Origin of the sequence: Sandaracinobacter neustonicus, assembly GCF_006385875.1 — a bacterium.
GTDB classification, from domain to species: Bacteria; Pseudomonadota; Alphaproteobacteria; order Sphingomonadales; family Sphingomonadaceae; genus Sandaracinobacteroides; species Sandaracinobacteroides neustonicus.
In genome coordinates this window covers 112,018-135,563 of record NZ_VFSU01000030.1, presented here as the reverse complement: position 1 = coordinate 135,563, position 23,546 = coordinate 112,018, and the positions used below count along the sequence as shown (strand labels likewise).

At 63.5% G+C, this 23,546-nt stretch carries 22 protein-coding genes; 12 read left to right on the top strand and 10 right to left on the bottom strand.

What is annotated here, in order from left to right:
* Positions 1–33: 33 nt before the first annotated feature.
* From FJQ54_RS13670 to rpoZ, 7 genes are all read right to left on the bottom strand, one after another.
* Complete coding sequence (locus tag FJQ54_RS13670; RefSeq protein WP_140928972.1) at positions 34–924, bottom strand: DUF481 domain-containing protein; 891 nt, start codon at positions 922–924, stop codon at positions 34–36.
* 521 nt (positions 925–1,445) lie between these two features.
* Positions 1,446–2,327 (bottom strand): DUF481 domain-containing protein, encoded by an 882-nt coding sequence (locus FJQ54_RS13665; RefSeq protein ID WP_181160171.1) that lies wholly within the window; start codon positions 2,325–2,327, stop codon positions 1,446–1,448.
* Between the two features lie 66 nt (positions 2,328–2,393).
* Positions 2,394–4,502: a RelA/SpoT family protein gene (locus tag FJQ54_RS13660; RefSeq protein WP_140928970.1), complete on the bottom strand. Its 2,109-nt coding sequence runs from the start codon at positions 4,500–4,502 to the stop codon at positions 2,394–2,396.
* 211 nt (positions 4,503–4,713) lie between these two features.
* Entirely contained in the window at positions 4,714–5,268 is a 555-nt protein-coding gene (locus FJQ54_RS13655; protein ID WP_140928969.1) for a hypothetical protein, read from the bottom strand.
* A gap of 83 nt (positions 5,269–5,351) precedes the next feature.
* Positions 5,352–5,624, bottom strand: a complete 273-nt coding sequence (locus tag FJQ54_RS13650) for a type II toxin-antitoxin system RelE family toxin (RefSeq protein ID WP_140928968.1) — start codon at positions 5,622–5,624, stop codon at positions 5,352–5,354.
* Positions 5,608–5,835: a type II toxin-antitoxin system RelB family antitoxin gene (gene relB / locus FJQ54_RS13645; RefSeq protein WP_140928967.1), complete on the bottom strand. Its 228-nt coding sequence runs from the start codon at positions 5,833–5,835 to the stop codon at positions 5,608–5,610. Before relB ends, FJQ54_RS13650 begins: the two co-directional genes overlap by 17 nt.
* 306 nt (positions 5,836–6,141) lie before the next feature.
* On the bottom strand, positions 6,142–6,483 hold the full coding sequence (gene rpoZ / locus FJQ54_RS13640) for a DNA-directed RNA polymerase subunit omega (RefSeq protein WP_140928966.1): 342 nt from the start codon (positions 6,481–6,483) through the stop codon (positions 6,142–6,144).
* Positions 6,484–6,769: 286 nt separating this feature from the next.
* Between rpoZ and rpsD the strand changes: the two genes are divergently transcribed.
* The 8 genes from rpsD (at position 6,770) to FJQ54_RS13600 (ending at position 17,098) form a co-directional block, all read left to right on the top strand.
* A complete protein-coding gene (gene rpsD / locus FJQ54_RS13635) occupies positions 6,770–7,381 on the top strand; it encodes a 30S ribosomal protein S4 (protein WP_140928965.1) in 612 nt (203 codons plus the stop codon).
* Positions 7,382–7,545: 164 nt separating this feature from the next.
* Positions 7,546–8,133, top strand: a complete 588-nt coding sequence (locus FJQ54_RS13630) for an Lrp/AsnC family transcriptional regulator (RefSeq protein ID WP_140928964.1) — start codon at positions 7,546–7,548, stop codon at positions 8,131–8,133.
* Positions 8,134–8,222: 89 nt separating this feature from the next.
* On the top strand, positions 8,223–9,422 hold the full coding sequence (locus FJQ54_RS13625; RefSeq protein WP_140928963.1) for an aminotransferase class I/II-fold pyridoxal phosphate-dependent enzyme: 1,200 nt from the start codon (positions 8,223–8,225) through the stop codon (positions 9,420–9,422).
* A gap of 50 nt (positions 9,423–9,472) precedes the next feature.
* Positions 9,473–10,078 (top strand): sigma-70 family RNA polymerase sigma factor, encoded by a 606-nt coding sequence (locus FJQ54_RS13620; RefSeq protein ID WP_181160170.1) that lies wholly within the window; start codon positions 9,473–9,475, stop codon positions 10,076–10,078.
* Complete coding sequence (locus FJQ54_RS13615; RefSeq protein WP_181160169.1) at positions 10,047–11,072, top strand: FecR family protein; 1,026 nt, start codon at positions 10,047–10,049, stop codon at positions 11,070–11,072. Before FJQ54_RS13620 ends, FJQ54_RS13615 begins: the two co-directional genes overlap by 32 nt.
* Before the next feature lie 94 nt (positions 11,073–11,166).
* Positions 11,167–13,494 carry a TonB-dependent receptor domain-containing protein gene (locus FJQ54_RS13610; protein ID WP_181160168.1) on the top strand — a complete coding sequence of 776 codons (2,328 nt, stop codon included), beginning with the start codon at positions 11,167–11,169 and terminating at the stop codon, positions 13,492–13,494.
* A complete protein-coding gene (locus tag FJQ54_RS13605) occupies positions 13,494–15,056 on the top strand; it encodes an alpha/beta hydrolase family protein (protein WP_140928959.1) in 1,563 nt (520 codons plus the stop codon). The genes FJQ54_RS13610 and FJQ54_RS13605 overlap by 1 nt, the downstream gene beginning before the upstream one ends.
* The gene (locus FJQ54_RS13600; RefSeq protein WP_140928958.1) at positions 15,053–17,098 is read left to right on the top strand and encodes a M13 family metallopeptidase; all 2,046 of its coding nucleotides are present in this window, start codon (positions 15,053–15,055) and stop codon (positions 17,096–17,098) included. The genes FJQ54_RS13605 and FJQ54_RS13600 overlap by 4 nt, the downstream gene beginning before the upstream one ends.
* A gap of 76 nt (positions 17,099–17,174) precedes the next feature.
* Here FJQ54_RS13600 and FJQ54_RS13595 read toward each other — a convergent pair whose 3' ends face one another.
* From FJQ54_RS13595 to FJQ54_RS13585, 3 genes are all read right to left on the bottom strand, one after another.
* Positions 17,175–17,585 carry a hypothetical protein gene (locus FJQ54_RS13595; RefSeq protein WP_140928957.1) on the bottom strand — a complete coding sequence of 137 codons (411 nt, stop codon included), beginning with the start codon at positions 17,583–17,585 and terminating at the stop codon, positions 17,175–17,177.
* A gap of 457 nt (positions 17,586–18,042) precedes the next feature.
* Entirely contained in the window at positions 18,043–18,900 is an 858-nt protein-coding gene (locus FJQ54_RS13590; RefSeq protein ID WP_181160167.1) for a DsbA family protein, read from the bottom strand.
* Complete coding sequence (locus FJQ54_RS13585) at positions 18,897–20,282, bottom strand: M48 family metalloprotease (protein WP_140928955.1); 1,386 nt, start codon at positions 20,280–20,282, stop codon at positions 18,897–18,899. The genes FJQ54_RS13590 and FJQ54_RS13585 overlap by 4 nt, the downstream gene beginning before the upstream one ends.
* A gap of 93 nt (positions 20,283–20,375) precedes the next feature.
* On the opposite strand from FJQ54_RS13585, the gene tpiA reads away from it, so the two are divergent.
* Genes tpiA through trpC form a run of 4 tightly spaced genes read left to right on the top strand, consistent with a single transcriptional unit; the run spans position 20,376 to position 23,495 of the window.
* Positions 20,376–21,083, top strand: a complete 708-nt coding sequence (tpiA, locus tag FJQ54_RS13580; protein WP_268920585.1) for a triose-phosphate isomerase — start codon at positions 20,376–20,378, stop codon at positions 21,081–21,083.
* Positions 21,080–21,682, top strand: coding sequence for an anthranilate synthase component II (locus tag FJQ54_RS13575; RefSeq protein ID WP_140928954.1), 603 nt, complete (start codon positions 21,080–21,082; stop codon positions 21,680–21,682). The genes tpiA and FJQ54_RS13575 overlap by 4 nt, the downstream gene beginning before the upstream one ends.
* Positions 21,683–21,707: 25 nt before the next feature.
* Positions 21,708–22,691, top strand: a complete 984-nt coding sequence (gene trpD, locus FJQ54_RS13570; RefSeq protein WP_140928953.1) for an anthranilate phosphoribosyltransferase — start codon at positions 21,708–21,710, stop codon at positions 22,689–22,691.
* Positions 22,692–22,700: 9 nt separating this feature from the next.
* The gene (gene trpC / locus FJQ54_RS13565) at positions 22,701–23,495 is read left to right on the top strand and encodes an indole-3-glycerol phosphate synthase TrpC (RefSeq protein ID WP_140928952.1); all 795 of its coding nucleotides are present in this window, start codon (positions 22,701–22,703) and stop codon (positions 23,493–23,495) included.
* The last annotated feature ends 51 nt before the right edge of the window (positions 23,496–23,546 follow it).

Here is a 23,546-nt window from a genome sequence, read left to right as displayed (position 1 = left end):
GCCTTAGCCCGGCGCAGCGTTCAAGTCACGATGTCAGAAATCATACACCAGCGTGATGCGGGTGGTGGTGTCCAGCTTTTCCAGCCCCAGCGGCGGCTCTTCCTCCCACGCAAGGTTGAAGCTCAGCCGGGTGCTCACCGCGCCGAACAGCTTCGATGTCAGCGCCGTGGTGTTGTTGATGGAGGCGGAGTTGGCGAAGAAGATCGCGGTGTCGTTGGTGAACACCGTCGTGTCAGACCAATTCCACAGGAAGCGCGACGCACCCCGGCCGGCGAAGGTGTTTTCGCTATAGGTGATGAAGCGCGTCTGCCTGAGCGCCGGGCCGGCTTCCAGATCCCACTTCACCCGCTCGCCATCAATGGCGCGCCAGCCGAGACCAGCCGATTCGGCAAAGCGCCGGTTGATCCCCGCCTCGCGGTTGCGCTCATATTCGAAGCGGCCCCACGCATAGAGCCGTTCGGAGAATTTATAATCGATCTGGTAACCGGCCAGAATCCGTTGCTGATCGGTGCCGGTGTCATTGTCCACAATATCCACCAGCAGGTCAGCCCGGTGCCGCCAGTTCAGCCCGTCCCGCTCAAGGTTCAAACCGGCCGTCAGGCTCTTCGTCTCGCTATTGCCGGTGGAGATCGATCCGCCCAGCTGGCCGGAGCCTTTCCATCCTTCGAAGAACCCGGCGCTCGCCAGCTTCGCCTCGCGCTCGGCCGCCTTCGTCGCGCCGATATCGGCGACGATCTTGTCAATCTCTGCCCCGGCACCCGGATTGGTTTCCTTGGCGATGGCGACCACCGCATCGATCTTGGCCTGATCGCCGGTGTTGGCGGCAGCCTCCACCATCTGGCGAACGGCAGGCGGCAAAGACGATTGAGCCATCGCCGGCGTCGCCAGCGCAGCCAACACAATGGCAGCAGGAATGAAACGCATGAATATCCCCTTTAATATCCGGAACCGGCCCCCTTCGGGCCATGTTTAACCGCACGCTGTTAACGCCACACAGCCGCAAGACTGCTGGAAATCGCGCAATTGGCGAACGAAATCTCCTAAGCGGATTTTCTCCGCTCGGAACAGGGGGCGCGTGCGGGTGGGGCCGGAAAGGCTAGGGGCGCTGCCATCGGGGGTTTTGCCTCCGGCGGGCAGGGCTCTGCCCTGCACCCGGCAGGGAAATGATTTCCCTGCACCTTCTAAGTTGGCGTTGCACGCGAACTCCACTGTCGTTCGTGTGATGGGATTCGATTGCCTGCGGCGCTACGAAGCCCTCTCCCCCTGCAAGGGGGAGAGTTGGAGAGGGGGTGTCACCGCCGGGCCTGATCCACAACGCCATAACAAGCGAAACGAACAGCGCCGCAGGCAATCAAACCACCCGCCAACCCAACCCAACCGATCACCCTACAAATGTGGGTGCAGGGAGCACGGCTCCCTGCCCGCCGGAGGCGAATACGTTCGCGCTAAAAATCATACACCAATGTCACCCGCGTCGTCGTATCCAGCCGCTTCAGCCCGGCTGGCGGGTCTTCCTCCCAGCCCAGATTGTAGCTGATCCGCGTGCCCAGCGCTCCGAACATCTTCGATGTCAGCGCCGCCGTGTTGTTGATGGTGGCGGCATCGTCCACGAAGATCGCGGTGTCGTTGGTGAACTGCGTCGCGTCAGACAGGCGCAGGGCCAAGCGCGAAGCCCCCCGGCCCGCGAAGCTGTTTTCGGTGTAGGTCTTGAACAAAGTCTGCCTCAGCGCCGGGCCGGCTTCTAGATCCCATTTCAGTGGACCTTGCTGAATTGCGCGCCAACCCAGCCCCGCCGATTCCGCGAAGCGCCGCTTGATTCCCGCCTCGCGGTTGCGCTCATATTCAAAGCGCCCCCAGCTATAGACCCGGTCCGAGAATTTATAATCCAGCTGATAGCCGGTCAGGATTCGCTCCTGATCATTGCCCTTGCGGTTGTTCGTCACGTCCACCACCGCGTCCAACCGGTGCCGCCATGCCAGCCCCTCGCGTTGCAGGTTCAGCCCGAAGGTCACGCTGCTGATCTCGCTGTTGCCGGTGGAGTGGGACGCGCCCAACTGCCCCCGGCCCTTCCAATTGTCGAAATAACCGGCCTCCGCCAGCTTGCTTTCGCGTTCGGCGGCGCGGGCGGCGGTGATGTCGGCCACAATCTTGTCGATCTCGGCTTCCGCCCCCTTGTTGGTCTGCTTGGCCAGCGCGACGACGACATCGATCTTGGCCTTGTCCCCCGTCTGCGCGGCAGCTTCCACCAGATCGCGCACCGGCTGCGGCAATTCCGCAGCCAGCGCAGGGGTTGCCGCCAGCAGCACGGCAATCGGAATCAGGCGCATCGAATCTTCCCACATTCGCATCATGGTAGCGCTAAAACAGGCAAAAAGATGATCATCCGGCAGAAATCAGCCCAGCAGCCGCTCCGCCGTCACCACGAGGCTGGGCGCGCGCAGGCCCTGCACCAGCTCCGCCAGATGTTTCACATCGTCGATTTCCACATCCATGATGAAGCGGTGGTGCGACCGATCACGGTCTTTCAGTTGCAGGTTCACGATGTTCGCCCCCTGCTGCGCCAATATCGCCGTCACCTGCGCCAGCGCGCCCGGCTCGTTCATCACCACCACCTCGATCCGCGCCGTGCCGGAGGCAACATCGGGTGCCCAGCGCAAATCCACCCAGTCGCCATCCTCCGCCGCCGCGAGGCGCGGGCAATCGATGGTGTGCACCACGATGCCCTTGCCCGCCACGCGCAGCCCCACGATGCGGTCTCCGGGGATCGGCATGCAGCATTGCGCCATTTCCATGCCCCCGGCGTGCGAATCGCCATCCACCAATATCGCCCCCTCGGGCGATTTCGGTGGGCTTTTCCGCCGCGCTTTTCGCTTCTCGGCGGACCCCGGAACCAGCGCCTCCAACAGCTGCGCGTCTGACACCTGCTGCCGCGCCAGCGCCACATAAAGGGCAGTCTGATCCGGCAGCTTCAGCCGCTTCAGCGCGGCAGACAACGCCTCCGCGCCGATCTCCACCTTCAGCCGCTTCAAGGCGTCGCTGAACAGCGCCTCGCCGGTTTTCAGCTGGGCGGCGCGCTCGCGCAGGCGCTGATGGCGGCGCACCGCCGCGCGCGCCTTCGCCGTCACCACGAACTGCTCCCACGCCGGGTCCGGCGTCTGCGCGGAGGATCGCAGAATTTCCACCTGATCGCCGTTCGCCAGCCGCGTGCGCAGCGGCACCACCTTGCCGTTCACCCGCGCCCCCACGCAGGTATCGCCCAGCGTGGTGTGCACGGCATAGGCGAAATCCACCGGAGTCGATTGCTGCGGCAGCTGGATCAGCTCGCCCTTGGGGGTGAAACAGAACAGCTGATCCTGGAACATGGCGATGCGGGTGGTTTCCAGCACCTCCTCGGCGCTCTGCGCATTGTCCAATATTTCCAAGAGGTCAGACAGCCACGGGTAATCCGCATGCCCCGCGCCGCGCTTCTGCTTATAGGCCCAGTGCGCGGCCATGCCGAACTCCGCCTCCACATGCATGTCGGCATCGCGAATCTGCACTTCGATCCGCATCTTCGCCCGATCCACCAGCGTGGTGTGCAGCGAGCGATAGCCGTTGCGCTTCGGCGTGGAGATATAATCCTTGAACCGCCCCGGCACCATCGGCCAGCGCCGGTGCAGCGCGCCCAGCGCGCGATAGCAATCCTCCGGGCTGCGGGTGATCACCCGGAACGCCATCACATCGGACAATTGCTCGAACGGCACATGCCGGTCCTGCATCTTGCGGAAGATGGACCATGGGCGCTTTTCCCGCCCGCGCACATCATCCACCACGATTCCCGCTGATTCCAGCGTGTGGCGAACGCCGCTTTCGATGCGCTTCACCATGTCCCCGCCACCCATGCGCAGCGATTCCAGCCGCTTGGTGATGGATTGGTAAGCCTCCGGCTCCAGCTCCGCGAACGACAGCTCCTTCAGCTCATCCATGAAGCCATACATGCCGATGCGTTCCGCCAGCGGGGCGTAGATATCCATCGTTTCCCGGGCGATGCGGCGGCGTTTATCCGGATTTTTCAGATACTTCAGCGTCCGCATATTGTGCAGACGATCCGCCAGCTTCACCAGCAGCACGCGGATATCGTCCGACATCGCCAGCAGGAACCGCCGCAGATTCTCCGCCGCGCGCTCGGTGTCCGTCTGCGCCTCGATGCGGGAGAGTTTCGTCACCCCATCCACCAGCCGCGCGACATTCGCCCCGAACAGCCGCTGGATATCCTCCGGCGTCGCCACCGTATCCTCGATGGTGTCGTGCAGGATGCCGGTCGCGATCGTCTCGTCGTCCAGATGCAGGTCCGTCAGGATGCCCGCCACCTCGATCGGATGGGAAAAATAAGGGTCCCCGGAGGCGCGCAACTGGCTGCCATGCGCCTTCATCGAAAACACATAAGCCCGGTTGAGCAGATCTTCATCCGCATCAGGGTCATAGCTCTTGACCCGCTCGACAAGTTCATACTGGCGCAGCATCGGAAGCTACTATGTAGGAAGGGGCTTGGGAGGAAAGAAGAATTTTGTTTGGGGAGCCTCCGGCGGGCAGGGCTCTGCCCTGCACCCGGCAGGGAAATGATTTCCCTGCACCCTCAACATATAGTCGTCATCCCAGCGGAAGCTGGGACCAACAGGACAACAGCTCCACAAGCCCGCGAAAGGGTCGACGCGCGCGTCTGCTCTCAGGTGACTAGCTTCCGTTGCTCAAAGCCCGATTGAAAGCCGTGCGAGCCGCGTCAGTATCGAAGGGTGCCGCGCTTAACTCGGAGAAGGTTCGCGCCTTGCGAGCTTCTTCGTTTAGCCGGGCGGCGGTCGCTCCAGCGCGCCAACACGCAATGACCGTTTTATCGTTCTGTGATGGCGCATCATCGCCCGTAAAACCCGCATGGAAAGCCCGAAACACTCGATCTCGTGCAGCGAAATAACCGATCTCTGGTTCTAGACTTTCCACTGTGCTGTCCAGAAGCAACGCGTCATTTCCTGCACCCATCCTATGAAGCCAGACACGAGCAAGCATCAGTGCGTCGTCGACGCGCTTATCGCTGCTCGAGATGACCTCAACCGATGCGTCGCCATCTTCGTCCCAGATCGTGACCCAATCGCGATCAACATCAATTGAGTGTGCACGGCCGTCCGCTAGTCGAACTATCGCCTCACCGCCGACCGGAACTTCGAACTGTTCGCATTGCAACTCTACGAACACCGTCAGGGAGCTTTCGCTCTTGTTGCGTATGGGTATCCGCATTGCGCCTTTCCATGCTCGTCAAGCCAAGCGTGCCATGGTAGCGGAATATCGGCAATCAGGGCTAAACAGTCACGTCACTATTCTCACCGCCGATAAACCTCCCTCCGGTTGCCCAGCCGGATCACGGTGATCCGCATCACGCCATCCTCGATGTCGGCGACGATGCGCCAGTCGCCCACGCGGTATTTCCAGAAATCGCCCAGTTCCTTGCCTCGCAGCGCCTCGCCGAGGCTGCGGGGATCGTCCAGCGGCGCAACGCGGTCGCGCAGGAAGGTCAGAATGCGCCTTGCGACTTGCGGGTCGAGCTTGCAGAGTTGCTTTGCGGCGCTGGCGGAAACCTCAATCCGCCAGACCATATTCGGCCAGCAGATCGGTTAGCGGAACGGTGGTTTCAGCGCCCGCACGGATACGGGCAAGGATTTCGTTCGACAAATGCGCGTCCTCCAGGTCGTCGATATGCTCGACGATGGCCTCGGTCGCGTAAAAGGTCTTGGAGCGGCCGGTGAGCGCAGCGAGCGCGGAGAGCCGATCTTCGACGTCGGCGGGGAGGCGGAGCGAGATGGGCATAGTGGGGGTTTAGCAGCGCGATACGTGTATCGCAAGCGGCCGGCAGCAAAGCTGCCGAGTCCGCTTTGGGGGGGCAGAAATCCCGGCGCGTAGCGCCGCAAGGCCGACTGGCCGCCGCGCCAAGTGGCGCGAAGCCAAGCGGAGCGGATGCGGAGCGCCCGGCGCTTGAGGGGCTAAAGAAAAGAGCGCGGCAAAGCCGCGCCGTCGGACACGCAAAAAGGGCGGGGTTTGGCCCCGCCCTTTTTCGTGCCGTCCGGAATTTCGGCGAGTCCGCGAGTTAGCGCTTCGCGCTAATCGCGGCCGCCTTCATTCGTAATCCGGCCCCAGATTCTGGTTGCGCGGTGGCGCAGCCGCCGTCAGCCGCAGCGCTTCGGCCGCAGCCGCCAGCGAACCCACTTCATCCGCCACATCATCCTCGTCGATCCGCACCTTCTGCAGGTCGTTGACGATCTTGTCAGACAGGGCTTCGGGCGAAACCGTGTCTTCGGCGATCTCGCGCAGCGCCACCACCGGGTTTTTGTCCCGGTCGCGGTCCAGCGTCAGTTCCGCGCCGCCGGAAATCTGGCGGGCGCGCTGGCCGGCCAGCAGAACCAGCTCAAAGCGGTTCGGAACCTTCTCGATGCAGTCTTCAACGGTGACGCGTGCCATCAGGCCTCTTCCGTGTCTTGAAAAATTCGGGCAGGGGCGTGCGTCTAGCCGCAATGCCCCCCGATGGTCAAGGATTCGGCGCAGGCTCATGCCGCTGCCATCTTGACGTTCCGCGCATCCGCCGCTAACGGCCCCGCTTCGCATTCGGCCCCGCACGTCTGGTGAAGCGGTGGCCCATCCTGAACTGTTCGGGCTGAACTGTTCGGGGTGCGCGGGGCCAGACTCGCTCTTCCCCGTGGAGGGCCGTGCCCCGGCAATTTCGCCGGAGCCAGCGAAGGATGATAGTATGTCGAAGCGCACCAGCGCCAAGTACAAGCTCGACCGCCGTATGGGCGAGAATGTCTGGGGCCGTCCGAAGTCCCCGATCAATCGCCGCGAATATGGCCCCGGTCAGCACGGCCAGCGCCGCAAGTCCAAGATGTCGGATTTCGGCATCCAGCTGCGCGCCAAGCAGAAGCTGAAGGGCTATTACGGCGACGTCACCGAAAAGCAGTTCAAGAAGGTTTATGCCGAAGCCGTCCGCATGAAGGGCGATACCTCGCAGAACCTGATCGGCCTGCTGGAGCGCCGCCTCGCGTCCGTGGTGTATCGCGCCAAGTTCGCCCCCACCCCGTTCGCTGCACGGCAGATCGTGAACCATGGCCACATCCTGGTGAACGGCCGCAAGTGCAACATCGCCTCCGCGCTGGTGAAGCCGGGCGACGTGATCGAGCTGGGCAGCAAGGGCCGCGAAATGACGCTGGTTCTGGAGGCCATCGGCTCGTCTGAGCGGGAAGCCCCCGAATATGTGACCGTGGACGGCTTCAAGGCCACCTACGTCCGCGTCCCCACGCTGGACGAAGTGCCTTACCCGGTGAAGATGGAACCGAACCTGGTCGTGGAATTCTACAGCCGCTGATGCAGGCGGCGATGCTCAGCAGCGCTGGCTCGCCGGAATTCAGTCGGAGCAAAACAAGGGCGGGGTATCACCCCGCCCTTTTTGCATCTGTGCGACTGGCCTTTCCGGAAACCGTCGTAGCTATTCCCGTTTGAGATGCCGGGAACTTGCACTAGATTCCCGGCATGAGCGGTGTTTCACGGCAGAATATATCAATTCCACCGGCACAGGGCCGCCGTCGCACGGCGATCGCGCTGGACTCGATCGACATCGAAATACTCCGCCAGCTGCAGAATGACGGGCGAATCAGCAAAAGTGAGCTTGCAGAGAGGGTTAATCTTTCAAAGAGCGCCTGCTTGGAACGCATGCGCGCCCTTGAACGCAATAAGATCATCATAAGCTATCATGCCAAGATCGATGTAAGATCAATATCTCCGCATGAAATATTCCTGACAGAAGTGACATTACGCAGTCACCGAATGCATGATTTCGACAGATTTGAAAGATATATTTCCACAGTCGACAGCATTTCGGAATGCTATGCCCTTGGCGGCGGTATTGATTATATCATGAAAGTCATCGCAAAAGATGTCGATCAATATCAAAATCTGATCGAAAAATTACTGTCTGCCGATATCGGCATTGAAAAATACTTCACCTATATTTCGACCAAGGTCGTCAAATCGTCCGGTTCCACGCCGATCCACGCGATCCTCGCCGAAGACCGGATGGCCTCCCTCGCCGAAAAAGCGGCTGAAAAATCCGACATCTGAACGTCATTTGTTTCAAGATAAGGGCCTTTCACCGCACATTCCGACCATCCGCTCGTGCCATTGTGGCTCCCTACATTCGGGAGAGCCCCATGCCGTCGGCAGATTCCAAAGGCCTTGCAACAAAACACGCATCCACCATCGCAGCATGGGGCGGGGAAGAAACGCCGCTCGCCTTTGGTGCAGCGCAGGTGCCGATCGTTCAGAGCGCGCCGTTCGCCTATGCGGATGTCGATGGCTGGCTCGCCGCCGCGCAGGGGCGAAGCGAAGGACATATCTACAGCCGCAACACAAATCCAACCGTCGGCGTGTTTGAGGAAAAAGTGCGCCTGCTGGAGGGCGCGGAGGATGCGACCGCCTTTGCCTCCGGCATGGCCGCCATCTCCAACACGCTGTTCACCTTCCTGCGACCCGGGAACCGCATTGTCTCCACAACCGACACTTATGGCGGCACGAGCAAGATATTCCTCGATTTCCTCCCGCCAATGGGAATCGTGGTCGATCTCGTCGATACGGAGGATGCCGATGCGCTGGAACAGTCCATCCGCAAGGGCGCGCGGATCGTCTATCTGGAAACGCCCAGCAACCCCACGCTGAAGCTGGTCGATCTGCGCCGCGCGATTGCGGCGGCAAAGGCGATTGGGGCGATCTCGGTTGTGGACAATACATTCGCCACGCCGATCAACCAGCACCCGATACAGCTCGGCGCCGATCTGGTGCTGCACAGCGCCACGAAATTTCTGGGTGGGCATGATGATGCGATGGGAGGTGTGCTTGCCGGACGCCGGGAGCTTGTGCGGCAGGTCTATCATTATCGGGAGATCACCGGCGCGAGCCTTGGGGCCTTTGCTGCCTATCTGCTGTTGCGCGGGCTGAAAACGCTCGATCTGCGCGTCCGCCGCCAGAGCGAAACGGCGCTGGCGATGGCGCGCCACCTGCTTGCGCATCCGAAGGTGGATGCCGTTTTCTACCCGGGGCTTGAAAGCCATGCCGGCCATGCCATCGCCGCCTCGCAGATGAGCGGCTTCGGCGGCGTGCTGAGCTTCGCCATCAAGGGCGACTTCGAAGCCGTGAAGCGGTGCCTGAACGCCACGAAACTGGCGCATCGCGCCGCCAGCCTTGGCTCCGTCAACACGCTGATCGGCATTCCGGGGACGACCAGCCATGTCGAATGCACGCCGGAGGAACGCGCGCGGCTGGGGATCCCGGAAACGCTCGTCCGCTACTCGTGCGGCATCGAGGCGTTCGAGGATCTGCGGGACGATCTCGACATGGCGTTGCAGCATGTCTGAGCCAGAGGCCGGCGCCCGGACGCCTCAGAAACCCGGCCTCACCCCCTAGCATGGGCGGGGTCTCGGATGATCGGGCATTGTGGCTCGCACGGCATATCCTGCCGCACGAACTATCGTTGCGCACCTATCTGGCCCGCTGGAAGCTTCCGCAGGATCTCGATGCCGATGATGTGATACAGGAATGCTATAGCCGCTTCGCGCAAATGGATGACGTGGGCCATCTTCGCAATCCGCGCGCCTATCTGTTCAGCATTTCCCGAACGATCATCCTGATGCACATTCGGCATGCGCGCGTGATCTCCATCCGATCCGTGGACGATGGCGATCTTCTGTGGATCGCCGCGGATGAGCCGTCCCCCGAAACGCAGGTGTCCGATCGCGAACAGTTGCACCTGCTGGCGATCGCGGTTTCGGAACTGCCCGAGCCGGGCCGCCGGGCCTTTCTTTCGCGCGTGATCGATGGGATGTCCCACCGGGAAATCGGGGCGCAGCTTGGGATGTCTGACAATGCGGTCCAGAAATTGGTGGCGAAAAGCCTCCAGCGCCTCATGATCCGCATGGGGCGTGGCGGAAATGCGCAGGCTGGCGCATCTACAGCGGACAAGAAGCAGGCAAGAGAGCGCAATGAACGGACGCGAGACGAGCGCAGAGATTGATGAGGTCGCCGCCCGATGGGCGGTCCGCATCGACAATGCACCTCTGCGATCCGACGAACAGGCCGAACTGGACGTGTGGCTGTCGGGCGATGTCCGGCGGCTGGGCGCCTTCGCCCGCGCACGCGCCGTGTTTGCCCATGCCAGCCGGTCCAGGGCGCTCGGCCCCGGTTTCAACCCGGATGAATTCCTTGCGGGACTGGAAACGCTGCCGATTGCCAATCCGCATGACCCCGAAGCGCCGGACGATGTTGATCGGCGGCAATCCCGCCGTGCTGTCCTGATCGGCGGCTCGGGGGTTCTGGCTGCCGGCATATCGGTGGCGCTGGGGCTGCGCTGGCAGACGGCAGCGAACAGCGTTTCGACGCAACGCGGCGAAATCCGGCTGGTGCCGCTTCCGGATGGCTCCACCATGACGCTCAACACCGCGTCGGCAGCGCATGTGGAATTCTCTGACAGGCTGCGTCAGGTGACCTTGAAGGAAGGGGAGGCGCTGTTCGATGTCGCCCGCGATGTCGTGCGGCCATTTGTGGTAATGGCAGGCTCCACCAGCGTCCGTGCCGTGGGGACCAGCTTCACCGTCAGCCGGATCGAGGCACGGCCGGTGCAGGTTCTGGTGCGGCAGGGCACAGTGGAGGTGGAAACAGGCGGGCAGCTGCGCAGCGTCAGCCAGATCGGTGCGAACCGCCGCGCGGTGGTCCGGCAGAGCCACCCCGTCGAGATCAGCAGCGTCAATTCCGCAGACGTCGACCGCGAACTGGCATGGCGCGAAGGCATGTTGTCGTTCGAAGATTGCCCGCTGCGCGAAGCCGCGGCGCAATTTGCCCGCTACAGCGATTCCCACATTCTGTTTGCCGATCCCGCGATCGGCAATGAAACCATCACGGGCCTCTATGCCGCCAACAACCCCAGGGGTTTTGCACAATCCGCCGCGCTCAGCCTTGGCCTTGAAATCGGTGCCGAGGGAGATTCGGTGGTGCTGCGCCGGGCCGGTTGATTTTTTTGAGCGGCCCGGGCGGATTTCCGGAAGTCTGCGCATCTAATCCTCAAGAATGACATGGCCATTACGGCCTGCGCGAAAAGGGGCTTCAATGCGTATTGCGAAAATCAGGGCTGTTCTGATCTGCGGCGCGGCGCTGATCGGCTTGTCTGCTCCCGCAGCTGCCTGGGCGCAGGCACGGGCGTTCGACGTTCCCGCCCAGCCCGCCAACCGCTCCATCCCGGAGTTCGCACGGCAGGCGGGGATCGAGATCGTGGCCCCGGGGCGCGCCCTGCGCGGCGTCACGACCACGGCAATCAAGGGGCAATATGATACCCGCACCGCGCTGGATCGGCTGCTGGAAGGAACCGGGCTCGCCGTTGTGGCAGACGAGAATGGGAAGATCACGCTCGCCCCGGCTGCGGCGCGGGGCGCGGAAGAGGCGGCACTTGAGTATCCGGAAATCCTTGTAACGGCGACGCGACGTGCCGTCAGCGTTCAGGAGGTTCCGATGGCCGTCACCGCCATCGGTGAAGAGCAGCTGGAGCGGATGGGCGCGAACGGCTTTGCGGATTTCTACCGCTCCGTGCCCGGCTTGCTGTTCTCCGAGGGCGACCGGAACGCCGGCGGTTTCACCATTCGCGGCATCGCCTCCACCGGCGGCGACAATCAGGCCACGGTTGCCGTCTATCTCGACGAACTGCCGACGGATGATTCCCGTGGCGCCCGCTCGGTGATGGATATCGACCTGTTCGACGTCAGCCGGGTGGAAATCCTGCGCGGGCCGCAAGGCACACTGTTCGGTTCCGGCGCGATGGGCGGTGCCGTGCGCGTGATCACCAACAAACCCGACACCGGCGCCTTTTCCGGGAAAGGGCAGGCAACCCTGTCGACAATCCACGACGGCGCGGAAAATTACGAACTGAAAGGCGTTCTGAACGTCCCTCTGGTGGCCGGACGCCTCGCCCTTCGCACCACAGGCTATTACATCCACGACGGCGGCTTCGTCGACAATGTGGCGACCGGGCGCAAGAATGCCAATGAATCGCGCACCTATGGCGGGCGGGCATCGCTGCGGTTCGAGCCCAGCGAAACCCTGAGCCTGACGGCAACCGCGATCCTGCAGGACACCGACACCCCGGCGCTGGGCGCTGTCGATCGCACACCGGGCGCGGGGTACACATGGTCTGTGGCGCGGCCGAGTTATCAGAACAACAGGCTGCAAACCTATAACTTCCTCGGCGAACTTGAACTGTCGTTCGCGCAGCTGATGTCCTCCACCACCTATGCGAAGAAAAGCGGCGAGATGTCGGCGAGCAACGACATCGTCATTTTCAACAGCCCGGATGAATCCGAAAGCTTCGCGCAGGAATTCCGCCTGACCTCCAACAAGAATGGCCCGTTTTCATGGGTTGCGGGTGCATTCTACCTGAAACGCAAGCGGGAAGCGTTCCAGACCGTTATCGTGCCGGGGTTCGGCGAAATGCTGGGCTTTCCAACCGATACGCTCATCGATGCGACCATCTGGCTGGATGATCAGGAAACCGCCCTCTATGGCGAAGCGACCTACGAATTCTCCCCGTCGCTGGCGCTGACAGGTGGACTGCGCTGGTTCTCCAACACGGCCCGTTACCGGGACGTGCAGAACGGGATCGCAACGGGACTGATCCCGGTGGCGAACGGGCCATACAGCGACACAGACCGCAAGGTTACGCCCCGGCTGGTGCTGACCTACAAGCCCAGCAGCAGCGCAATGATCTATGCCTCTGCCGCGCAGGGCTATCGCATCGGCGGGGTGAACGTGCCCATTCCGATCGCGCCGGAAGTTCCCGCCGCTTATGAGCCTGATTCGCTGTGGAATTACGAAATCGGCGCAAAAACCGAGTGGTTTGATCAGCGGCTGATCGTCAACGCCGCGCTTTATTATATCGATTGGACGAACATCCAGATCGGCCTGACCGAGCCGATGACTGAGATCGGCTATATGTCCAACGCCGGTTCGGCCCATTCGCAAGGCTTCGAACTGGAACTGACGGCCCGCCCGACAAAGGGGCTGGAACTGGCCAGCGCGCTGTCTTTGAACAAGGCGGAATTCGACGAGACCATCCCGGATACGGAAACGATCAAAGGCCGCCGCCTGCCGGGCCAGCGCAAGTTCACCATTTCGAACAGCATTGCCTATGAATTTGATCTGTCCGACACGACCGCGCTTTCGCTCAGGGCAGAGCATCAATATCTGAGTGATGCGGAGATCATCGTCGGCGGCGAAACGGTTGTGCTGCCCGCCCATCATCTGGTGAACGCACGGGCGACACTGAAGCGCGGCCCGATCAACCTGACGGCCTTCTGCCAGAATCTGACGAATTCCAGCCAGTTCGTCTCCTATTCGTACCGCCAGAAACCCCGAACCATCGGGCTCACTCTGCAGGGTCAGTTCTGATGCTTGTTTCCGATGGTCTGGCCTGGGCGGCGGTGGCAGTCGCCACTGTTGCGATTCTGCATGCGTTGATCCGACACCCGCGCCAATATGCATGGCAGGCCGGGCTGTGGGGATTGTCGTCGATCCTGCTGCTTGCCGCGCTGCTGTCTGGCGGGCCGCGCTGGCAACTTGTGCCCCTCGGCTTGGCGGCCCTCTTCTGCCTGACCGTCGCGATCGTCCGCTGGGTGCGTGCCTCGAAGGGAAAGTTGCAGCCACGCGCGGGCCGCTTCAATGCGCGCGCACTGCTGACAGGGTTGATCGCCCTGCCGTTCATCGCGGTTACGGGTCTGGCGCTCTATTTGTTCCCGCTATTCGAAATGCCCCGCCCAAGCGGGCGATACCCCGTGGGCTATACCGAGTTTCACTGGACGGATGCCAACCGACCGGAACTGCACACGGTTTCGCCGATCGACAAACGCGCGCTGACGGTGGAGGTGTTTTATCCGGCCGATCCGGGAAACCGGGAGGGGAAGCTGCGGCCCGTCATGCTGGAGGGGGGCGCTGTCGGGGCCTCCCTGCTCAACAATCTGCCGGGAACCCGCTTTTTCCTGTCGCATCTGGCGGGAATTCCATCGAACAGCCGGATCGGCGCGAAGCTGGCGAGCGATCACCAGAGCTTTCCCGTGGTGATCTTTTCCCACGGCCTCGGCGTTCATCCGGATCTCCATCTGTCTCTCGTGGAGGAACTGGCCAGCCGTGGCTTCGTCGTCTTTTCGGTGAATCACACTTATGGAAGCGCCGCCAATCGCTTTCCGGATGGCGAATTGAAACTCGTCGAGGTTCAGGCCTATCAGGGCGGCGAACCGCCGCCGAATGCACAAGTCACGGCGGAAGCCGAACGGATTCTGGCGAGCAATGATCCAGCGGTCATCGCCGAAGGCATGCAGCGGCTGATGAACGCCCGCCCGCTCGATCGCGCGATCGAACGCTTCGGGCTGGATATCTGGGAAGGCGATCAGCGGTTCGTGCTCGATCAACTCGGCCAGTTGCAGGCGGGCATCCTGCCGTCGCAATTCAAGGACCGGCTCGATCTCGATCACACGGCAGTCACAGGCATGTCGTTCGGGGGTATCGCCGCGGTGGCCACCTGCGGCGTCGACAGCCGCTGCAAGGCGGTGGCCGATCTGGACGGCTTCTTCGTGGACCTGCTGGACAGGCCCGCGCCGCAACAGCCCATGCTGGTTTTGAACGGGGCAGACAACAATATGGGCCTCGCCCTGTTCGATCGCCCGGGGGGCTGGCACTATTGGATGAAGGTGAAAGACACACGCCACGCGGATTTCTCCGATATCGGCCTTTTTTCCCGGCTGTGGCGCATGAAGGGAAGCGGCGGCAGCATCGACGCGGCCCACATCCGGAAGATCGTCAATAGCAGCGTAAGCTCCTTCCTCGAAGCGTCGCTGCTATCCGGCAAGAGCGACTGGAAACCGCCGGAACATTGGAACGATGTCGTCTTTCAGTCGCGCGGCCCCGCCGCTGCCTCCGAAGCGCCAGCCTCCACAACCGAAAAGGACGCCGGATGAAGCCCGCATCCATCCGCCTGCACGCCGCGGCCCTGTTGCTGCTGATGCCACTTTCCGCAGCGGCATCCGGGCAGGACGAGGCCCATGCAGCACTGTCCCGCAAATCCGGCATCGCCATCGACCATATGGATCCCGCGATCCGGCCCGGCGACGATTTCTTCAGCTACGTCAACGGCCACTGGCTGAAGACCACGGATATCCCGCCAGACCGGGGAACCTACGGCACGTTCGAGATTCTTCAGGAACGCGCCAACAAGGCCATGTTCGACATCGTCGCGGGCCTTGACCCTGCCTCATCGGCGCAGAATGGCGATGTCGGCCGCCTCGCGAGGCTGGTGCAATCGGGCAATGACAAGGCGCTGCGTGACACGCGCGCGATCGAACCGCTCCGTGCGGAACTCGCGCGTATCGACGCGATCCAAAACAAGCGCGATCTGGCGCGTTACATGTTGCGGGCGGCGAGCCTCGGCACCGGCGGGCCAATCGAAGTGCTGATTGTTCCCGATTTCGCGCAGCCCTCTCGTTACGCCATGTTCCTGTTTCAAGGCGGGCTGGGCCTGCCAGATCGGGATTTCTACCTCTCCGACGCGGAGGACATGAAGTCCAAGAGGGCCGCCTATCGCGCCTATATGGAAAGGCTTCTGACACAGGCCTATCCAAAGTCGGCCGCTTCGGCGGTGGACGACATTCTCGCGCTGGAAACTGCGCTCGCACGCGGGCACCGGAGCAAGGAAGACAATCGCGACATCTCCCGGCTCTACAATCCGGCCCGCAAATCCCTCGCCGGCTGGGCGCCGGAGATCAACTGGGACGCCCTTCTGGAAGCCGGCTCCGTTCCGCAAGAGGCGTTCTTCGTCGCCGGGCAGCCGGAGTATCTGACGGAACTGTCGAAGCTCGTTTCCACGGTGCCGCTGGATGTCTGGAAAGACTATTTCAAATGGCGCCTGCTGGACAGCTACGCTCCGTTTCTTGGCACGGCCGCTGAGGATGCGCATTTCTCCTTCCACGGCAAGGTGATGCAAGGGCTGGATCAACCAAAGGAGCAGTGGAAGAAGATCGTCGAACTCACGAACAGCCTAATGCCCTTCACTGGCGGGCGGCTCTATGCAGAGCGCTATTTCTCCGCTGACGAGAAGGCGCATATGCTGAGCATCGTCGAGCGCCTACTGCAATCCTACCGCAAGGTGATCACCTCAAGCTGGATGAGCGAGCAGACGAAGGCGAAAGCGCTTCGGAAGATCGACACCTTCCGCCCCATGATCGGCTATCCGGACAAATGGCGCGGCTACGACGGCGTGACAGTGGACGCCAAAGACCTTGTCGGGAATGTCATGCGGCTACGCGAACATGAATTCGCTCGCAAGGTTCAAAGCCTGACAGGGCCGGTGGATCGCATCGAATGGACGATGGCCCCGCAAACCGTGAATGCGTCCTACAACCCGCTGCTGAACGTGATCACGTTTCCCGCCGCGATCCTGCAACCACCATTCTTCGACAGCAGCATGGACGATGCTGCAATCTATGGCGGGATCGGCGCCATCATCGGCCATGAAATCGGCCACGGCTTCGACGATCAGGGGCGCATGTTCGATGAAACCGGCACCATGAACGAATGGTGGACACCAGAAGAACAACGCCAATTCCGGACGAGAACGCAGCGGCTCGCCGAGCAATACAACGGCTTTCCCGTCGGCAACGGCGTGATGGTGAACGGCGGCTTCACCCTTGGGGAAAATATTGGCGACCTGAACGGCGTCAGCATCGCGCTGCAGGCCTATCGGGCATCGCTGAACGGCAAGCCCGCACCGCTGATCGACGGTCTGACGGGCGAGCAGCGGTTTTTCATGGGCTGGGCGCAAGCCTTCATGTCGAAAGCCCGGCCAGATTTCGAATTGCGCGAAGCTGCATCAGATCCGCACGCCCCCGCCCGCTACCGGGTCAACGGCGTGCTCCGCAACATCCCGGATTTCTATAAAGCGTTCGACGTGAAGCCCGGGGACAAGCTCTATCTCCCACCCGAGGACCGCGTCTCGATCTGGTAAGTTGCGTTTGAGGACAGGACGCCGGCGCGCCGGCGTCCTGTAACACCCATAGCGGCTTAACTGTCGGCCGCGTGCCCTACCGCACCGCAAACAACGACAGCGGCACCAGACAGGTAAACCCAAACGCCCCGCGCGCGAACGTCCCGGCATCTTGCGGCGCGGCCTGCATCGCCGCCACCCCGTCTGCGCAGACCTTCAGCGTCACGCCCAGCAAGGCCCGCTCGGCAGCCAGCGCAGGCGTGAAATCCTCAGCCCCCAGCAGCGCCTGAGTCGCAACCGTCACCCGCGCCACATCCAGCGCCGCCGCGACGCCCGTGTAATCCGCAGTCGCAGCCGGATCCTGCACATCCAGCACAAGCTGCCGAAGCCCGGCCTCCGCCGCCGCGACAGACAGGCGGATGTCCGCAGCACCGGGCTGCAACGATGGGGCCGGAAGCGTGGCGCAGCCGGCCAAGGCTGCGAGGGCAGGAAGGTAAATAACTCGCATTGGTCACTCCTTTTGAATGAAATGACCAATTTGGTATATTTAAATGCCTATGTAGGACAGGCCTGTCGGATGCTGCGGGCTGGCGACTGGCGTTGAATTGAAGGGGCTCTGCCCCTTCACCCCCGGCAGGGGCGTGACGCCGCTCGCACCCCCGACGTTTTTAGCCCCTCCTCCTTTAGGGGAGGGGTTGGGGTGGGGGCCAACCGCTGGTGCGAGGGTGGGGTTTATTGCCTGCGGCGCATTTCGTTGCGCGTGTTGTGATGTCGTTGGATCAGGCCCGGCGGTGACACCCCCTCTCCAACTCTCCCCCTTGCAGGGGGAGAGGGCCACGTAGCGCCGCAGGCAATCGAATCTGATTACTCCAACGGCGTTGGAGTTGGTCCTCAACACCAATTTTGAGGGTGCAGGGAAATCATTTCCCTGCCCGCCGGAGGCAAAACCCCCTACCCACCCCCAACTAAGCCGCGTCGTTCGCCTTCCGCGCGTCTTCCACGGCCTTCTTCAGCTCCTCATATCCCGCCGCGCCGGAGATGATGCGATTGCCGATCACATAAGAGGGCGTGCCCGTCAGCCCCAGCGCGCGACCAAGGTCCAGATTCTTCTGGATTTCCGCTTCGATCGCCTTGCTGTTCAGGTCTGTCGCGACCTTGGCTTCGTTCATGCCTGCCGCGCGCACGGTGCGGATCAACCGTTCCTGATTCAGCGCGCCCTGCCCTTTGAACACGCTATTGTAGAAGCCGCGATAGCGCCCCTGTTCCGCGGCGGAGAGGCTGGCGCGGGCGAAATGCTCGCTGTCCGGCCCCAGCACGGGCATGTCGCGCCACACCACTTTCAGCTTCGGGTCTTCGGCCAGCAGCCGCTCCACGTCGGCGACGGACTGGCGGCAATAGGGGCAGTTGTAATCGAAGAATTCCACCAGCACGACATCGCCGTCTTTCGCGCCCGTCCACGCCCCGGCGAAGGGGGTTTCGATGGCTTCGCGGTTGGAGGCGAGCAGCTTTTCCACTTCGCGTTGCTGCAGCCGGTTGATGGCTTCGGGGATCACCTCCGGGTTGGCGAGGATGGCGTCTTTCACCGCCAGTTCCAGCGCCTTGCCGCCGGTGGGCACGGGGGCAACGCCCGCGCGCCCGGCCAGCAGCACAGCGACGGAGGCGATGGTCAGGCCCATGCCGAGGCCCGCCGCCCACCAGCCCCAGTGCGCCGCCGTCGGCGGGATCAGCGCGGCCCGGATGCGGGCCATGGCGGACGGCGTTTCCGCGCCGGCCGGAGCCTCTACGCCAGCTTCCTGAACCACGCTCTCTACACCCTCAGTCAACGTCGATTGCCCTTCTTCATGTCCTGCTGCCGGTTGCGCTGCAATTGCACGATATCCTGCGCACGAATCCATTCCGGCGTGCCCTGCTCCAGCCCGTGCGAGGCGGTCTGCGCCGCGCTCAGCGCCGCCCTCGGGTCGCCGTCAGTCAGCGTCAGCCGCTCCGCCGTCGCGAGCGCCAGCCGGGGTTCGTCGCCGCGCCGCTCATACACGGTTTCCAGCTGCATCCACGCGAAGGGATTGTCGCCATCGCGCGCCAGCGCGGCGCGCAGCACCTTTTCCGCTTCATCGAAACTGGCCTTGTCGCCGGTCTGCTCGCCGGATTGCACCAGCGCATGCCCCAGCATCCCGGCGATCAGCGGGTTGCCGTTGGACCGCGCCACCGCTTCGCGCAAGGGGGGAATCGCTTCCGGCACCCGGCCGGATTCCAGCTGCACCTGCCCCTTCAATTCCAGCAGATAGGGGTCATGCGGGCTGGTTTTCAGCAGCGCATCCAGTTCGGCGATGGCCTTGTCCGGCTCGGCCAGCTTGTGGAAGGCATAGGCCCGCGCCACCCGCGCCGCAGGGGAGGTATCGCTCAAAGGATAGGCCTTCAACGTGTCCTTCGGTTCAGAGACATAGCCGATCAGCTTGCCGCGAATCCGCTGGTATCGCGCCTGCAGAACCGGGTCCGCGCCCTTCTTCCAGTAAGGCGATTGCTGCAGCACATGCTCCAGCGCGGCGATCCGCTCGCCGGACAGCGGGTGCGTGCGGTTGTAGCTGTTGTCCTGCGGGATCGCGAGGCGATATTCATTGCCCTGCAATTCCTTGAAGAAGGTGATCATGCCGGAGCCATCCACCCCGGCCTTCTGCAGGAACTGCGCGCCCGCCTGATCGGTGCGGCTTTCCTGTTCGCGGCTGAAGGCCAGAAACTTGCCCTGCGCCGCCTGCTGCCCGGCCATCATTGCCGCTATCCCGGCGTCGCCCGCGCCCGCCGCCAACAGGGCCGCCCCCACCACCAGAGACAGCAGCGTGATGTTGGTGGCCGGCGCCACGCCATCGTTGAAGCGCACGGCATGGCCGCCCGCGACATGGCCCAGTTCGTGCGCCAGCACGCCCTGCACCTCGCGCACATCGTCCGCCGCCACCAGCAGGCCAGAGTAGAAGTAAACGCTCTGCCCCAGTGTCGCGAAGGCGTTGATTTCCGGCGAACCGACAAGGCTGATCGTCACCGCGCGCGGGTCCAGCCCGGCCGCTGTCATCAGCGGCTCGCCAATGTCGCGGAAGAACTGCTCCGTCTCTGCATCGCGCAACAGCGATTGCGCCTGCGCGGCAGGCGCAAGGATCTGCGCGATCAGCAGCATCGCCAGCGCAACAAGCGCCGTGGAGAAGCGGGATACAGACATCAGTTACTCACGGGTTGCCGTTTCCGGCCCTCCCTGTCTAGAGGGTCGGCTGAGCACCGCCTGAACGGCGGCCTGAACAGCGGGGATCATCGGGTGAAACTGATCGCGGGCAACTGGAAGATGAACGGCCTGAAGGCAGGCCTTGCCGAGCTGGAGGCGCTGATCGCTGCGCCGGTGCTTGGCGGTTGCAACCTGCTGGTCTGCCCGCCCGCCACGCTGGCGGCCGCTTTCGCAGCGCGCGCGGCCGGAACCCATGTGCAGGTGGGCGGGCAGGATTGCCACTGGCAGCCATCCGGCGCGCACACCGGGGATATTGCGGCGGAAATGTTCGCCGATCTGGGTGCCAGCCACATCATCGTCGGCCATTCCGAACGGCGGACGGATCATGGCGAGACCGACGCTATCGTGAAGGCCAAGGCTGAGGCCGTGGCCCGCGCAGGGCTGACGCCCATTCTGTGCATCGGCGAAACGCTGGCAGAGCGCGAGGCAGGCGAAGCGCTGGTGTTGATCGAGCGGCAGCTGGCCGGTTCCGTGCCGGAAGGTCTGGCCGCGCTGGTGATCGCCTATGAACCCGTCTGGGCCATCGGCACGGGCCTGACGCCCACGGTGGCGCAAGTCGCGGAAGTGCATGCCGCGATCCGCGCGGTGGTGGGGCCGGGCGTGAAAATCCTTTACGGTGGCTCGGTGAAGCCCTCCAACGCGGCGGAACTGCTGGCGGTGCCGCATGTGGATGGTGCGCTGGTGGGCGGGGCCAGCCTGAAGGCGGCGGATTTTCTGGGAATAGCAGCAGGCGCGGCATGATCCTCGTCATCGACAATTACGACAGCTTCACCTTCAACCTCGTCCATTATCTGATGGAACTGGGGCCGGAGGTGGAGGTGGTCCGCAACGACGCGCTCTCTGTGCAGCAGGCGCTGGCGCTGAAGCCGGATGCGGTGCTGCTGTCGCCGGGGCCGTGCACGCCCAACGAAGCGGGCATCTGCCTCGATCTGATCGCCGCCGCCGCCGATATCCGCCTGCCGCTGTTCGGCGTCTGCCTTGGCCATCAGGCGCTGGGGCAGGTGTTTCAGGGCCGGGTGGTGCGCGCGCCGACGCAGATGCATGGCAAGACCAGCCCCATCTACCATCAGGGCAAATCGGTGTTCGCGGGGCTGCCCTCCCCCTTCACCGCCACCCGCTACCACAGCCTGATCGTCGATCGCCCCAGCCTGCCGCCGGTGCTGGAGATCACCGCCGAAACCGACGGCCTGATCATGGGCCTGCAACACCGCGATCTGCCGCTGCACGGGGTGCAATTCCACCCCGAATCCATCGCCACCGAACATGGCCACCGGCTGCTGGCGAATTTTCTGGATATCGCGGGCATCCCGCACCGCAGCCCTGAGGGCCTCGTGGCGTGAGCAACGTTCCTGAAAGACATGCTGCGTGACGAGCCTTCCCGATCCGTCGCGGCCCCTCGATCCGGAGACCGCCGCCGACGCCTTTGACCGAATCCTCGGCGCGGACCTGTCAGACAGCGACATCGCCGCCTTCCTCGTGGCGCTGGCCGAACGCGGCGAAACCCCGGACGAAATCGCCGCCGCTGCCACCGCCATGCGCGCCCGCATGCTGGCGGTGGAGGCGCCGGACACGGCGATCGACGTCTGCGGCACCGGCGGAGACGGCTCGCACAGCCTGAACGTCTCCACCGCCGTCACCTTCGTGGTCGCAGCCTGTGGCGTGCCGGTTGCCAAGCATGGCAATCGCGGGGCCTCTTCGCGCAGCGGCACGGCGGACGTGCTGGAGGCGCTGGGCTGGCGGCCGGACCTGCCGATGTCCCGCGCGGAGGCCAGCCTGAGCGACACCGGAGTCGCTTTCCTGTTCGCGCAGGCGCATCACCCGGCGCTCGCCCGTGTTGCGCCGATCCGCCGCGCGCTGGGCCGTCGCACCATCTTCAACCTGTTGGGGCCGCTCGCCAATCCGGCCGGTGTGAGGCGGCAGATGATCGGCGTGTTCGCCGAAAGCTGGGCGCAACCCATGGCCGAAGCCGCGCTGGCGCTGGGCGCGTCAGACGTGCTCGTCGTCCATGGTGGCGGACTGGACGAGATCGCCGTTCATGCCGACAGCGCGCTGGTGCGCGGCAGCGCAGGCGGCATCGCCACGGAAGCATTCGCGCCCGAAGCGCATGGCCTTTCCCGCCACCCGCGCGACGCCATCGCGGGGGGAGAGCCTGCGGAAAACGCCGCCGAACTGCGCGCCCTGTTCGCAGGGAAGGGCCGCCCGGCCTATCGCGACATCGTGCTGGCGAACGCCGCCGCTGCCCTCACCGTGGCGGGCCGAAGCTGGCCACAGGCGATGGCAGACGCGAGCGACGCGCTGGACAGCGGGGCGGCGGCAGACCGTCTCGCGCTGTTCCTCGCCTTTCGCTAAGGGCAATTCATGGCAGACCGTCTGCAACCCATCCTCGAAGCCAAGCGCGCGCATGTCGCCGCGCGCAAAGCCGTGCGCCCGGAAGAGACATTGCCGCTGGGCACATTCGGCCCGCCGCGCGGCTTCGCCGCCGCGCTGCTGAAGGCCCGCGCCGCGCGCCGCTATGGCCTGATCGCCGAAATCAAGAAGGCCAGCCCGTCCAAAGGCCTGATCCGCGCAAAGTTCGATCCGGAAGACATCGCCCACGCCTATGAAACGGCCGGGGCCACCTGCCTCTCCGTGCTCACCGACGAGCCCTATTTTCAGGGCAGGGATTCCTATCTGGCGCTCGCCCGCCACGCCGCCCGCTCGCTGCCCGCACTGCGGAAGGATTTCATCGTCGATCCCTACCAGATCCGCGAATCGCGCAGCCTGGGCGCAGACGCGATCCTGCTGATCGTCGCCGCGCTGCCGGATACGCTGATGATCGAACTGGAAGCGGCAGCGCATGAGATCGGGCTGGACGTGCTCGCCGAAGTGCATGACGAAGCCGAGCTGGACCGCGCGCTGGCGCTGAAAACCCCGCTGATCGGCGTGAACAACCGCAATCTGAAAACCATGGTCGTCGATCTCGCCGTCACCGAACGCCTTGCCGCACTTGCGCCCAAAGACAGGCTGCTGATCGGCGAATCCGGCATCTCCACCCATCAGGATCTGGAACGGCTGGAGCAATCCGCCGACGTCACCACCTTCCTCGTCGGCGAAAGTCTGATGCGGGAGGAGAATTTGGAAGCCGCCACCCGCAAGTTGCTCGGCGGCCGGTGAGCGGCCGCCCCCCTTCGTCGGAAAGCGGCTTCCGCCATCCGGGCGAGGACA